Origin of the sequence: Mycobacterium sp. 1465703.0, from assembly GCF_001672975.1 — a bacterium.
GTDB lineage: Bacteria > Actinomycetota > Actinomycetes > Mycobacteriales > Mycobacteriaceae > Mycobacterium.
The window spans coordinates 1-13,429 of the sequence record NZ_LZKU01000194.1 but is presented as its reverse complement, the minus strand read 5'-3'; the positions used below and the strand labels follow the sequence as shown (position 1 = coordinate 13,429).

The window sequence follows — 13,429 nt, the reverse complement described above, 5'->3', positions numbered from 1 at the left end:
GTGACGAACCCGCATTTTGCGTGGTTGCCGCCAGAAGTCAACTCGGCGCTAATTTTTTCCGGTCCTGGTCCCGGGCCGCTGCTTGCTGCCGCGGCGGCATGGGACGGGCTGGCCGAGGAGCTGGCGTCGTCGGCATCGTCCTTTTCTTCGGTCACGACAGATCTGGCCAGCGGATCATGGCAGGGCGCGTCGTCGGCGGCCATGATGTCGGTGGCCACCCAATACGTGAGCTGGCTCAGCGCAGCGGCCGCACAGGCCGAAGAGGTGTCCCACCAGGCCTCTGCCATCGCCACCGCGTTCGAGGTTGCCCTTGCGGCCACGGTGCAGCCCGCCGTGGTGGCGGCCAATCGTGCCTTGGTCGCGGCGTTGGCGGCCAACAATCATCTAGGTCAGAACACCCCGGCAATCGCCGACATCGAAGCGGCATACGAACAGATGTGGGCTTCTGACGTGGCGGCGATGTTCGGCTACCACGCCGACGCGTCGGCGGCCGTGGCCAAGTTGCCGCCCTGGAATCAGGTGCTGCAGAACCTCGGCTTCTCCAATGCCAACACCGCCGTCACGCGCCCGGCCGGCTCCGGCACCGTTGCCCGCGGCTACACGTCGCGCATCGCGGGATTCCTGCGGCCCTCGTCGCCGCAGTAACGCGGGCCCCGTTCGGCCTATCCTGGAAGACCATGCGCACCAAGAAGAAGGTCGATCTGAAAGCGCTGGCCGACGCGCTTGTCGATTACCCCTATGCGTACCTGGTCACGGTCGACGAGGACTACCGCGTGCACACCGTGACGGTCGAGCCGCAGTTGCGTGACGCCATCCTGGACGTCGGGCTCATCGGTGGGCGTACCCGCAACAACCTCGCTCACCGCTCCGACGTGACGCTGTTGTGGCCGCCGCGCGAACCGGGCGGCTACTCGCTGATCGTCGACGGCCGCGCCGACGTGACCGAGGCCGGCGACGAAACCGCCCGCCTGAGTGTGGTTCCCACTCGCGCGCTGCTGCACCGCGACGCCGATTCCCCGGATGCGGCCAAGGGCTGCTTGCACGACTGCGTGGTGTTCTCGCTGCCGGCCTAGCGGCGATCGCAAGCGCGGCGAAGCCGGGCGCTGCGGGTCGCCGCCATCGGGGCTAGCGGCGATCGCAAGCGCGGCGAAGCCGGGCGCTGCGGGTCGCCGCCATCGGGGCTAGGCCCGTACAGTCTCATCCGTGAGCCGCGTCGCACCGCTCGCCCCGCCGTGGAGCGAAGAAGATGCCGTTGGCATCAACAGCTGGGGTCACCCCGACCGCACTTATGAGCCGCTGCTGCTGGTGCGCTGCCTGCAGCGTCATCCGGCGCTGGCCTCGAAGCTGCGCAAGCTCGGCGAATCCCTTTATGTCGCAGCGCTTTTGCCAGCCCGAACCCGGACCATCGCCATCCTTCGCAGCTGCGCGCTGCTGGGCTGCGAATACGAGTGGGGCGGCCAGGCGGCGTTTTGGGGTCCGATCGCGGGCGTCAGCGACGACGAGTGCGACGCGCTGGTCACCGGCGGCCCGGCCGACCCGCGGTGGAGCCCGGCGGAGCGCACACTGATCGAGGCGGTGGACGAATTGGAGCGCACCGGCTCGTGGTCGGAGGCGACATGGTGCACGCTGGGTCGCGACCTCGATGATGAACAGCGCATCGAATTGCTCACGGCCGTCGGCTGGTACCGCACCATCTGCACGCTGTGCAACGCGCTCGCGCTTCCGGTGGAGGGCTGGATGCGGCCGTGGCCCGGGTCAGTGCGCTGAGCGGTCCCTGCGCAGGCTGGGGTGCTGATTCTTCAATAGCGGCAACAGGATTCGCCTAGGCATGAACTGAAACAGCCGGGTGCTGACTTGGCTTGGCAGCCCGGGAATCACGGTTCCGCGGTCGTGGTCCAGCGCGTCGACTCCGGCGCGCGCCACCTCACGCGACGGCTTCCACATGAACTTCGGGAACGCATCGGCGAAATCTCGCTCGTCCATACCGGCGCTCTGCACAAACTCGGTGCGCACCGGTCCCGGGCACAGCAGCGCGACGGTGACGCCGGTGCCGGCGAGTTCACCGCGCAGCCCTTGTGTGTAGTTGTTGACGAACGCCTTGGTGGCCGCGTAGCCGATCTGCCCCGGAAAGGGTTGGTAACCCGCGGTCGAGCCGACGTTGAGGATCGCGCCGCGGCCGCGCGGCACCATCTGCTGGACCGCGCGGGTGGTCAGATCGATGACGGCTTCGACGTTGACTCGCACCTGGGCGATCTCGTCGTCGACGGGCATTTTGGTCACCGAACCCATGGTGCCGACGCCGGCGTTGTTGACCAGGATGTCGACGGTCAGGCCGCGGCGGCCGACCTCCTCGAGGAGACCGGCCCGGGCGGCGGGATCGGCGACGTCGCAGGCGATCACCTCCACGCGTACCCGACCGGTGAGTTCGTCGGCCAACGCGCGCAGTCGGTCCTCGCGGCGGGCGACCAGTGTCACGCCGTGACCGCGGTCGGCCAATTCGCGCGCGATGTCGGCGCCGATGCCCGACGACGCGCCGGTGACGACAGCGGTACTGGCGGGTGAGGGAGTCGGAAGGGCCACGGTTTGACGCTACCGAACCGGCGAGTGTGAACCTGGCCGCACACTCGGCGTCGAATGTGCGGCTGGCTTCACACTCGGCAAACGCGGACTCGCCGCCGCAACGAAAAAGCCCGGCCCCTTCTGGGGGCCGGGCTTTCCCGTGCTGAGACGCGGACTTAGAAGTCCATGCCGCCCATGCCGCCGGTCGGGTCGCCCGCCGGAGCGGCCGCCTTCTCCGGCTTGTCGGCGACGACGGCCTCGGTGGTCAGGAACAGCCCCGCGATGGACGCCGCGTTCTGCAGCGCCGAACGGGTCACCTTCACCGGGTCGGCGACGCCGGCCTTGAGCAGGTCCTCGTACTCACCGGTGGCGGCGTTCAGGCCGGTACCGGCGGGCGAATTGCGGACCTTCTCGGCCACAACGCCGGGCTCCAGACCACCGTTGAAGGCGATCTGCTTCAGCGGAGCCTCGAGCGCCACGCGGACGATGTTGGCGCCGGTCGCCTCGTCGCCGGTGAGCTTGAGCTCGTCCAGAGACGGGGTCGCGTGCAGCAGGGCCACGCCACCACCGGCGACGATGCCCTCCTCGACGGCCGCCTTGGCGTTGCGGACCGCGTCCTCGATGCGGTGCTTGCGCTCCTTGAGCTCGACCTCGGTCGCGGCTCCGGCCTTGATCACCGCAACACCGCCGGCCAGCTTGGCCAGACGCTCCTGCAGCTTCTCGCGGTCGTAGTCGGAGTCGCTGTTCTCGATCTCGCTACGGATCTGGGCCACCCGGCCGGCGATGGCGTCGGAGTCACCGGCGCCCTCAACGATGGTGGTCTCGTCCTTGGTGACGACGACCTTGCGGGCCTTACCCAGCAGGGCGACGTCGGCGCTCTCCAGCGACAGGCCGACCTCTTCGCTGATGACCTGACCACCGGTGAGGATGGCCATGTCCTGCAGCATCGCCTTGCGGCGGTCACCGAAGCCGGGGGCCTTGACGGCCACCGACTTGAAGGTGCCGCGGATCTTGTTGACGACCAGGGTGCTCAAAGCCTCGCCCTCGACGTCCTCGGCGATGATCAGCAGCGGCTTACCGGCCTGGATGACCTTCTCCAGCAGCGGCAGCAGGTCCTTGACGGTGGAGACCTTGGAGCTGACCAGCAGGATGAAGGGGTCCTCGAGGACGGCTTCCTGACGCTCGGCGTCGGTGACGAAGTAGCCCGAGATGTAGCCCTTGTCGAACCGCATGCCCTCGGTGAGCTCGAGCTGCAGGCCGAAGGTGTTGGACTCCTCGACGGTGATGACGCCCTCGTTGCCGACCTTGTCCATCGCCTCGGCGATCAGGTCGCCGATCGACTGGTCGCCCGCCGAGATGGCCGCGGTGGCAGCGATCTGGTCCTTGGTCTCGACCTCTTTGGCCGACTTGAGCAGGGTCTCGGTGACCTTCTCGACGGCCTTCTCGATGCCGCGCTTCAGACCCAGCGGGTTGGCGCCGGCCGCGACGTTGCGCAGGCCCTCGCGGACCAACGCCTGGGCCAGAACCGTGGCCGTCGTCGTGCCGTCACCGGCAACGTCGTCGGTCTTCTTGGCGACTTCCTTGACCAGCTCGGCGCCGATCTTCTCGTAGGGGTCCTCCAGCTCGATCTCCTTGGCGATGGACACACCATCGTTGGTGATCGTGGGGGCGCCCCACTTCTTCTCCAGGACGACGTTGCGGCCCTTGGGGCCCAACGTCACCTTTACCGCGTCGGCGAGGGCGTTGAGCCCCCGCTCGAGGCCGCGACGGGCCTCTTCGTCGTACGCAATTGTCTTGGCCATTGCGAAGTGATTCCTCCGGATTGGGGATGACACGTTCTGGCCGGGTGCAGTGCCCGCGACGGACGGCTAGGTGTCTCCCGCTTGTCGCGGCCCTGGCCTCACCGTCCCGACCTAGCACTCGCTGGTCGCGAGTGCCAAGTCATTCTTAGCACTCGCCTATGTCGAGTGCAAGAAGAGGTCAGCGCCTATCGCCCAGCGCGTAAGCCGTCAACGACGACGTCGGTCACCCGCTCGGCCAAGTCCGAGTTGTAGGCCTCCATCGCCTGGCATCCGACCATGATCGCCTTCACTTCACTGACTCCGATGTCTGGGCGCGCGGTGCCCGCGCGCTGCGCGGCCTGCAGCAGTTCGTCGAGCATGGCCAAGAAAGCGTCCTCAGCGTCGGGGGCGGCGGTGGCGATGTCGATGCCGAAGCCGGCCAGTGCGTCGACCAGGCCGCGATTCGCCGCGCCCCAGTTCAGCACCATCGACCGCAGGCAGGCGAACAGCGCCTCGCCGGGTCCGACGGATTCCAGCAGCGCATAGCCGTCGCTGACCAGGTGCCGCATCCGGTCGTCGATAACGGCGGCGAACAGCGCCTCCTTGGTCGGGAAATGCCGGTAGACGGTGCCGGCCCCGACGCCGGCGCGCCGCGCGACCTCGTCGATGGGTACCGCGAGGCCTTCGGCGGCGAAGGTGTCGTAGGCGACTTCCAGCACGCGCGCCCGGTTGCGCGCCGCGTCGGCGCGCAACCGCCGTTCGGGCTGCGCCATCTGTTCCCCTTGGCGGTTGACAAAGCGGGGCGTGCGTTCCGTATAGTCAACAGTCATCCGGAGCGCTCGCCCCGTTTACTCTACAAGTTCAAGGGAGCCTCTCATGGCCAAGTGGACCACCGCGGACATTCCCGACCAGACCGGCCGGGTCGCTGTCATCACCGGAGCCAACACCGGGCTGGGCTATGAAACCGCCCTGGCGCTGGCCGACCATGGCGCGCATGTGGTGCTGGCGGTGCGCAACCTCGACAAGGGCAAGGACGCCGCGGCCCGCATCACCGCCCAGAGCCCGCATGCCGACGTCGCCCTGCAGGAGCTCGACCTGACGTCGCTGGCGTCCGTCCGGGCCGCCGCCGAGCAGTTGCGCTCCGCGCACGACCGCATCGACCTGCTGATCAACAACGCCGGGGTGATGTACACGCCGAAGTCGAACACCAAGGACGGCTTCGAGCTGCAGTTCGGCACCAACCACCTGGGTCACTTCGCCCTTACCGGCCTGCTGCTGGACCGGCTGCTGCCGGTCGCCGGCTCGCGGATCGTCACGGTCAGCAGCGTCGGACACCGCATCATGGCGGACATCCACTTCGATGATCTGCAGTGGGAGCGCCGCTACAACAGAGTCGCCGCCTACGGGCAGGCCAAGCTGGCCAACCTGCTGTTCACCTACGAACTGCAACGGCGACTCGCCCCGCACGGCACGACGATCGCGGCGGCCGCGCACCCCGGCATGTCGGACACCGAGTTGATGCGCAACATGCCCGGCCCGCTGGTCGTCGCCTTCGAGCGGCTCGCACCGCTCGTTGCCCAGAACGCGGCCATCGGCGCGCTGCCCACCCTGCGCGCGGCCACCGACCCGGCGGTGCTCGGCGGGCAGTACTACGGACCTGACGGCCGCGGCCAGACGCGGGGTTACCCGAAAGTGGTGGGCTCGAGTGCCAAGTCGCACGACGTCGACCGGCAACGCCGGCTGTGGGCGGTCTCCGAGCAGCTCACCGGGGTCGTCTATCCCCTCGATTAGGGCAGGTCGAGCAGCTGCTCGTAAAAGCCACCGAAGCCGCGCGGGCGGTCGACCAGGTGAATCTCGAGAATCCAGTGGCAGATGCGGCCGCGCGGATCCGTGCGGCGCATCGGCTTGGTCGATCCGGGCATGATGATCCACTCGACGCCGGGGCCGGCGATCTTCTTGTGCGGGAACTCGCCGATCAGATGGCCGGCGATCCGGCTGCCCCACTCGAAGCCCTCAGCACCGGCCACCCCGACCACGTAGTCGAACAACTCGGCGCCGGTGATCTCGGGATGGCTCGCGAAGTGGTCGCGGCCGGCCTGCCAAACCCGTGGCAGCGCATCACGAAGGGCCGTCTTGTGCGGGTCGTCGCCGAGCACGAACGTTCGCCCGAAATCTGCCTCCCACTCCTCGAAGATGGGGCCCAGGTCGAGGAAGACGATGTCGTCGTCGACGATCACCCGGTCGGGCGGACGTTCCTGGAACGGCTGCAGCGTGTTCTCCCCGGCCCGCACGATCCGCCGGTGCCAGTGCCGAGTCACCCCGAACATCTCCCCGGCGAGGTCGTGGATCTCGTCAGAGAGCTCCTTCTCGGCCAGCCCGGGGCGGATCATGGCCCGCCGCTCGATCTCGTCGAACAGTTGCGCGGCTTTGCGTTCGGCGTCCAGCAGCCGTTGCACGCGAACATCTTCGGCGGTCGATAGGTCCACACTGGCGATGCTATGCGCACACTGGAGTCATGTCGCTCGTCGTTCCGCCCTATCCGCCGGCCCGATACACCAAGGACGAACCGGAGATCAGCGCCTGGCTCAAGCGGGCCGATCAGCCACCGGACTACGAGACGTCCGGGGTCAAGTACCACTACCTGGCCAACCAACAGGACACCGCCGGCGACTACGGGCTCTACCGGGTCGACATCGCCCCGGAAGGCGGCGGACCACCGGCGCATTTCCACCGCGCCATGTCCGAGGCATTCTTCGTCTTGTCCGGGACGATGAAGCTCTACGACGGCACCCAGTGGACGGACGGCCATCAAGGCGACTTTCTCTACGTGCCGCCCGGCGGCGTGCACGGTTTCCGCAACGAGGCGGACGAACCGGCATCCATCCTGATGTTGTTCGCGCCCGGGGCACCCCGCGAGGCCTACTTCGAAGGCCTTGCGGCCCTGGGGGATATGACCGACGACGAACGCCGGGAATGGTTCATCCGCCACGATAATTTCTGGGTGCAGTAAACCCTTGCGTTAATCCGAAATTCGCTCTGCTGTAAGGTTTCTGAGGTTTGCTGCCGCCGTGACGGCTACCGGCGTAGGGTGTGGCCGTGCGGACGAGGAAGCCGTCGAAGCGGGCTGCGGCCTGGATGCGACAGAGAATCGATTGGTCGATGAGCGCTCCGGTGATGATCAGCCTGCGGGTCAAACGGCGAAAACCGCGCAGCACGCCGGACTTTCGGCCGCGCCTTCCGGCGCCGGTCGCCGTACCCGAACGCGGTAGCCGGGTGAGCGGCTATCAACGCGGCGGGCGTGGATTGCGTGATCGGGCCCAGGCACGCTTGTCGCTGGCACCGCCGGCGATGACTCGACGGCCGCGGGTGGCGCGCATGTCGGGCCGACGTCCGCGCAAATCGTTCGTTCGATAAACGGGCCTTGAAGCCTCAGGTCGCGCCGGTCAGATCGCCGTCGACGTAGCGCTGCAGATTGGGACCGATGGCTGCGATCGCCTCTTCCTCGCTCATCGATGCGATGGGCTCGATCTTCCACACGTAGCGCATCAGGGCCAGGCCGATTGTCTGCGAGGCGATCAGGCCGCTGCGGACCAGTCGCTCGTGTTCGTCGGCGCCGAGCGATGCCACGCCCATCAGGCTGCCGGCGATGACGCGTCGCAGCTTCTCCCGGGTGGTCGATTCGTGCGCCGCGGTCTGCAGGATGGCATGCAGCGTCGGCCCGATCTCCTCGTCGGCCCAGCTGTTCAGCATCAGCGTCAACACCGCGGCGCCCAGCCGATCCACCGGCGTAGCCCACGCCTTGGCGACGTTGTCCAGCCATTTCTGCGGCGGGTTCGTCGCCGCGTCAAGCAGCTTTCCCTTGGACCCGAAGTAGTGGTAGACCAGCGCGGGATCGACGCCGGCGGTCCGGGCGATCGCCCGGATGGTGGTTCCCGCCCAGCCGTTTTCGGCGAACTCCTCACGGGCGGCGGCCACAATCCGCGCGGCCAGCACCCCGCGTTCGTCCCGCGGACCCGGTGTTAACGGTCTCTTCGGCATAAGTTTCATCATAGCGTGAATTTCCTCTTGCGTTGAGACTTATTTCAACGTAGCGTGAGACTAGTTTCAACGGTCCGTGAAAATGAGGAGCAGGCCATCATGTACAGCTACAACGTCGACCCCGGGGCCATGTTCGAAGACCGCACCGATCAGTTCGAGAAGTTCGGCATCCCGCGCGCAGACATCGAACGAGTTCGCTCAGCCGTCGACAATATGTGGACCGACGCACCCGGTGGCTGGGTCTACGAATGGTCCCAGCTGGCAAGCGAATACGCCGAACGCGGGGACCACCGGATGGCGGCCCTGGTTTACGGGTGCGCCAAGTTTCCCTGCCTCACCGACCCGGCCCGGACCAAGGCAATGCAGCACCAACTCGAACAGTTTCAATTGGCGGCCAACGGTTTTCCAGTGCGCTTCGAGCGGCGCATCCTCACCGTCGCCTACCGCGACGGGTCCGTCGAGGTGCCCGTGCACCTGTATTCCGCTGACGGTGACTATGCATCTCGACCGGTGCTGATCGCCAGCGGCGGGGTGGATACCTGGAAGATGGACATTCACCCGTGGTGGGTGGGATTCACCCAGGGCGCGGGTGTGACCACGATGGCCTTCGACCATCCCGGGACCGGCGAGACGGCGGTCCCGCTCGACGAGCATGCCGACGAGGTGATCCGCGGGCTGGCCGCCTACGCCCGGACGCTGGGCGACGGCCGAGTCGCTCACTTCGGCGCATCATTCGGCGGAAACTTCGCCGCGATGTCCGGGTTGACCGGAATCGTCGACGCCGCAGTCGATCTCGGTGGCCCGGTGGTCGCGGCTTTCGGTGCGGAGAATCTGAGCAAGCTGCCCTACGGCATGCACGACATCTTGGGCAACGCCATGCACTGGGGCCACTCCCCCACCCTCGACGAGCTCAGCGCCGGCATGCAGCGGCTGAATCGCGTGGAACTGCTTGCCCGGCAAGATAATTCACCGATGCTGGTGATCAACGGGGCCGACGACTATTTCATCCCGCAATCTGACACCCTGGATTTCCGGGGCCGCCGCGACACCGAGGTGCACCTGATCGAGGGCACCGGCCATGTCGCTATGAGCAAGGCGCCCGAGGTGGTGCCGAAGGTCATTTCCTGGTTGCGCGCGCAGCTGGCAGCGACGCGATGACGCAGCTTGCGAGTTTGCCGAGTCGCGGGAAATCGCCGTCTGGATAACGTTTTTTCTTCGCGGACTGCGCAACGGCCCGTCGGCAGCACCGTCGCCCGACCCGGCGCCGTGGACTCCGAATGAGTATGTTTTGGGCCATGGCTTCCAACGACAAAGACAACCGCAAATGGTCGGAGGGCGACGTCCCGGATCAGAGCGGCCGCGTCGTCGTCGTCACCGGCGCGAACACCGGCATCGGATATGAGGCGGCAGCCGTGCTGGCCTATCGCGGCGCCCACGTCGTGCTCGCGGTTCGCAACCTGGAGAAAGGCAATGCGGCGCTGTCGCGCATCGTCGCGGCCAGCCCACGCGCGGATGTCACGCTGCAGCAGCTGGATCTGACCTCCCTGGATGCGGTGCGTTCGGCCGCCGACGCGCTGCGCGCGGCCTACCCGCGCATCGACCTGCTGATCAACAACGCTGGGGTGATTTGGACACCCAAGCAGGTCACCAAGGATGGGTTCGAATTGCAGTTCGGCACCAACCATCTGGGCCACTTCGCGCTGACCGGGCTGCTGCTCGAGCACCTGCTGGGGGTACGGGATTCGCGGGTGGTGACGGTCAGCAGCAACGGTCACCGGTTCCGGGCCGCAATTCACTTCGATGACCTGCAGTGGGAGCGGCGATACGACCGGATCGCCGCCTACGCCCAGTCCAAGCTGGCCAACCTGTTGTTCACCTACGAGCTGCAGCGCCGGCTGGCGGCCAAGGACGACGCGAAGACCATCGCCGTCGCCGCCCACCCGGGCGGCTCCAACACCGAGCTGGCCCGTTACGTGCCGGGCATCTTCCAGCCGGTGAAAGCCTTGCTGGGGCCGTTGCTGTTCCAGAGCCCGGCCATGGGCGCGCTGCCAACGCTGCGGGCTGCCACCGATCCGGCCGTCCAGGGTGGGCAGTACTACGGGCCCGACGGCTTCCTCGAGCAGCACGGCCGCCCGAAGCTGGTCGAATCCAGCGCCCAGTCCCACGACGAAGAGTTGCAACGTCGGCTGTGGGCCGTTTCCGAAGATCTCACCGGCGTCAGCTTCCCGGTCTGACGCGCGGATAATGGCACCGATGCGCTCAGTCGCCGAACATCAGCGGGTCGTCACCGAGTTGATCCGGGCCCGGCCGCCGGTCGGGGTTGCGCTCACCGAGGCACAGGGCCAGGTGCTGGCGCAGGACGTGGTGGCGCAGCTGGCGTTGCCGGTCTTCGACAACTCCGCGATGGACGGCTACGCGGTGCGGGCCGAGGACACCTCGGGCGCCACACCCGAACACCCGGTGGTGTTGCCGGTCGCCGAGGACATTCCGGCCGGGCGCACCGACGAGCTGACGCTGCAACCCGGCACGGCCCACCGGATCATGACGGGCGCGCCGCTGCCGGCCGGGGCGACGGCCATCGTGCCGGTGGAAGACACCGATGGCGGCGTGGAGTCGGTGTCGATCCGCGCTCCGCGCGAACCCGGCAAGCACATCCGGCGCGCGGGTGAAGACGTCTCCCCCGGCACCACCGTCTTGCGCCGGGGCCAGGTCGTGTCGCCGGCCGTGCTCGGCCTGGCCGCGGCGCTGGGGATCGCCGAGCTGTCGGTGATTCCGCGCCAGCGGGTGCTGGTGGTCTCGACCGGATCGGAACTGGTGACGCCCGGCACCGCGCTGCGGCCGGGGCAGATCTACGAGTCCAACTCGATCATGCTGGCCGGGGCGGTTCGGGATGCCGGGGCGGAATTGGTCGCCGTCGCGACCGCCGAAGACGATGTGACCCAATTCAGTTCGATCATCGACCAGTACGCGGGCTCGAAAAACCGAGTCGACCTGATCATCACCAGCGGCGGCGTCAGCGCCGGCGCCTACGAAGTGGTCAAAGACGCCTTCGGCCGCGACGGCGACCAGGGTGTCGAATTCGTCAAGGTGGCCATGCAGCCGGGCATGCCGCAAGGCGTGGGCCGGGTGGCCGGCGCGACGATCGTCACGCTGCCCGGTAACCCGGTCAGCGCGCTGGTGTCCTTCGAGGTGTTCATCCGGCCCGCGCTGCGCAGGGCCATGGGCCTGCCGGACCCCGAACGTCCGCACCGCACCGCTGTCCTGGCCGAGTCGCTGACCTCACCGCGCGGCAAGCGCCAATTCCGGCGGGCGGTGCTCAACGACGACGCCGGCACGGTCACCAGTTACGGGCCGCCGGCGTCGCATCACCTGCGGTGGCTGGCCTCGGCGAACGGGCTGCTGGATATCCCGGAAGACGTCGTCGAAGTGCCCGAGGGAACCCAGCTGCAGGTCTGGGATCTGCGCTAGCCCAACCGCATTCACGCGGCGGGCGTCGCCACGTCCCGATGGAATTCGTCGGCCTTGTCCACCGCCGGGGTGACGCGGATGGCGATGCCGACGAGCGACATCATCACCGGAATGCTGACCAGGGCCGCCGACAAGCCCACCCGCCCGGACAGGTGGCCGATCAGCGGTGGGCCGAGCAGGTAACCGAGCCAACCGGTGGCGGCCACGATGGCGATCGCCGATCCGGCGCCGCTCGTGCCGTAGGCCGCGCTGAATGCGGTGGGCACCAGCAGCGCCACGCCGGCGCCCAACGCGGCGAAGCCGAGCACGCTGATAGCGGCGTTGGCGCTGGCCAGCGTCACGCTCATGCCGACGACGGCCAGCAGCGCCAGCGCCGGCAACAACCGGCGGCTGGAGACCCGCGCCTGCAGTCGTGGTGCGCCGAACCGGGTGACGACCATCGTCAAGGTGTAGGCCGCATAGCTCAACGCGGAGACGCTCGGGCCGGCCCCGATGACGTTGCGCAGGTAATTGGCCGACCAGTCGGTGGCGGCGCCCTCGCACAGAAACGATGCGAACGACACGGCCGCCAGGATCGCCACCGTCGGCGTCATCCAGGCCCGGCCACCGCGGGCCTGCCCCGGCGCGGCGGAGCCGTCGGCCCGGTCGGGGATCAGGCGACGGGTCAGTGTTTCCACCACGATCACCACGACCAGGCCCAGCACCGTCAGCTGGACGGTCAGGCTGACGCCGAGAGCCACGCCGGCCGCACCGATCACGGCCCCCACCAAGGTCCCGACGCTCCACATGCCGTGAAACCGCGCCATGATCGGCGCCTGGGCGAGCCGCTCGACCGTGCCGGCCTGGGTGTTCATCGCGACGTCCAGCGCACCCTGAAACAGGCCCCATAGCGCCAGCGCCGCGAACAGCCAGGCCCCGGATGTGGCCAGGCCCACCGTCATCCCGGCCGCGGCATAGCCGGCCACCGTGACCGGGATCAACCGGTGGCTGCCCCAGCGGGGCAGCGCCCAATGGCTGAGCAGCGTGGCGACCACCGACCCCAGCGGCGCACCGAACAGCGCGGTGCCGAGCGCCGCATCGGAGAGGCCAAGCTCGGCCTTGACGTGTGGAATATGGGCAGCCCACGAGGAAAACACCAGACCGTGCGCGACGAATACGGCGGTGACCGCGACTTTCGCCCGGCGCACGTGGGTTGCCCGCCGATCGTTCAATTGCATGTCGCAGGTGGGCGTTCCCTCTGCGGGCGTCTACGAATCAGTCGCGGGCTCCGTAAGATGGCCGCGTGGCACGACGCCCCCGCACTATCGGCCCCTCTGCTCAGGACCCGGGCTTCAGCCCGCAGCACGCGCTGGAGTTGGTGCGGTCCGCCGTTCCGCCGGTGCATCCGGCCGGGCGGCCGTTCATCGGCGCCGGCCTGGCGCTGGCCCTGCTCGGCCGCAACCACCGATGGGTGCGATGGGCCGGCCTGCTGGCCGCCGGAGCCTGCGCGGGCTTCTTCCGCCACCCCCCGCGGGCACCGCCGTATTCGTCGCGCACGGTCTGGTGTTTTCCTCGTGGGCTGCCCATATTCCACACGTCAAGGC

13 protein-coding genes and 2 pseudogenes are annotated in these 13,429 nt (G+C 68.0%); 9 read left to right on the top strand and 6 right to left on the bottom strand.

The window, feature by feature from the left end:
* From A5625_RS18035 to A5625_RS18025, 3 genes and pseudogenes are all read left to right on the top strand, one after another.
* Positions 1-537 (top strand): annotated as a pseudogene (locus A5625_RS18035) (PPE family protein); the annotation flags it as partial.
* A gap of 140 nt (positions 538-677) precedes the next feature.
* Positions 678-1,073 carry a hypothetical protein gene (locus A5625_RS18030; RefSeq protein WP_066996805.1) on the top strand — a complete coding sequence of 132 codons (396 nt, stop codon included), beginning with the start codon at positions 678-680 and terminating at the stop codon, positions 1,071-1,073.
* 130 nt (positions 1,074-1,203) lie between these two features.
* Complete coding sequence (locus A5625_RS18025) at positions 1,204-1,767, top strand: carboxymuconolactone decarboxylase family protein (RefSeq protein ID WP_066996802.1); 564 nt, start codon at positions 1,204-1,206, stop codon at positions 1,765-1,767.
* Here A5625_RS18025 and A5625_RS18020 read toward each other — a convergent pair.
* The 3 genes from A5625_RS18020 to A5625_RS18010 all read right to left on the bottom strand — a co-directional run bounded on the left by A5625_RS18020 (position 1,756) and on the right by A5625_RS18010 (position 5,113).
* Positions 1,756-2,580 carry an SDR family oxidoreductase gene (locus A5625_RS18020; protein WP_066996799.1) on the bottom strand — a complete coding sequence of 275 codons (825 nt, stop codon included), beginning with the start codon at positions 2,578-2,580 and terminating at the stop codon, positions 1,756-1,758. The two genes, A5625_RS18025 and A5625_RS18020, sit on opposite strands and share 12 nt — an antisense overlap.
* A 155-nt stretch (positions 2,581-2,735) precedes the next feature.
* Positions 2,736-4,361, bottom strand: a complete 1,626-nt coding sequence (groL, locus tag A5625_RS18015) for a chaperonin GroEL (RefSeq protein ID WP_007768358.1) — start codon at positions 4,359-4,361, stop codon at positions 2,736-2,738.
* Positions 4,362-4,546: 185 nt separating this feature from the next.
* On the bottom strand, positions 4,547-5,113 hold the full coding sequence (locus A5625_RS18010; protein ID WP_066996795.1) for a TetR/AcrR family transcriptional regulator: 567 nt from the start codon (positions 5,111-5,113) through the stop codon (positions 4,547-4,549).
* A 103-nt stretch (positions 5,114-5,216) separates the two neighbouring features.
* Between A5625_RS18010 and A5625_RS18005 the strand changes: the two genes are divergently transcribed.
* Positions 5,217-6,131 carry an SDR family NAD(P)-dependent oxidoreductase gene (locus tag A5625_RS18005; RefSeq protein ID WP_066996792.1) on the top strand — a complete coding sequence of 305 codons (915 nt, stop codon included), beginning with the start codon at positions 5,217-5,219 and terminating at the stop codon, positions 6,129-6,131.
* Here A5625_RS18005 and A5625_RS18000 read toward each other — a convergent pair.
* The gene (locus A5625_RS18000) at positions 6,128-6,826 is read right to left on the bottom strand and encodes a M24 family metallopeptidase (RefSeq protein ID WP_066996788.1); all 699 of its coding nucleotides are present in this window, start codon (positions 6,824-6,826) and stop codon (positions 6,128-6,130) included. The two genes, A5625_RS18005 and A5625_RS18000, sit on opposite strands and share 4 nt — an antisense overlap.
* Before the next feature lie 29 nt (positions 6,827-6,855).
* On the opposite strand from A5625_RS18000, the gene A5625_RS17995 reads away from it, so the two are divergent.
* Positions 6,856-7,350 (top strand): cupin domain-containing protein, encoded by a 495-nt coding sequence (locus A5625_RS17995; RefSeq protein WP_066996785.1) that lies wholly within the window; start codon positions 6,856-6,858, stop codon positions 7,348-7,350.
* 419 nt (positions 7,351-7,769) lie between these two features.
* Here A5625_RS17995 and A5625_RS17985 read toward each other — a convergent pair whose 3' ends face one another.
* Positions 7,770-8,378 (bottom strand): TetR family transcriptional regulator, encoded by a 609-nt coding sequence (locus A5625_RS17985; protein WP_066996847.1) that lies wholly within the window; start codon positions 8,376-8,378, stop codon positions 7,770-7,772.
* A 99-nt stretch (positions 8,379-8,477) separates the two neighbouring features.
* Here A5625_RS17985 and A5625_RS17980 point away from each other — a divergent pair, with 99 nt between their 5' ends.
* From A5625_RS17980 to glp, 3 genes are all read left to right on the top strand, one after another.
* Entirely contained in the window at positions 8,478-9,536 is a 1,059-nt protein-coding gene (locus tag A5625_RS17980) for an alpha/beta hydrolase (RefSeq protein ID WP_066996779.1), read from the top strand.
* 137 nt (positions 9,537-9,673) lie between these two features.
* Complete coding sequence (locus tag A5625_RS17975; RefSeq protein ID WP_066996844.1) at positions 9,674-10,612, top strand: SDR family NAD(P)-dependent oxidoreductase; 939 nt, start codon at positions 9,674-9,676, stop codon at positions 10,610-10,612.
* Positions 10,613-10,631: 19 nt separating this feature from the next.
* A complete protein-coding gene (gene glp / locus A5625_RS17970; protein ID WP_066996841.1) occupies positions 10,632-11,846 on the top strand; it encodes a gephyrin-like molybdotransferase Glp in 1,215 nt (404 codons plus the stop codon).
* Between the two features lie 11 nt (positions 11,847-11,857).
* Here the strand turns inward: glp and A5625_RS17965 are convergent, their stop codons facing one another.
* On the bottom strand, positions 11,858-13,063 hold the full coding sequence (locus tag A5625_RS17965; RefSeq protein ID WP_066996776.1) for an MFS transporter: 1,206 nt from the start codon (positions 13,061-13,063) through the stop codon (positions 11,858-11,860).
* 65 nt (positions 13,064-13,128) lie between these two features.
* Here A5625_RS17965 and A5625_RS17960 point away from each other — a divergent pair.
* Positions 13,129-13,429, top strand: a pseudogene (locus A5625_RS17960) (hypothetical protein); the annotation flags it as partial.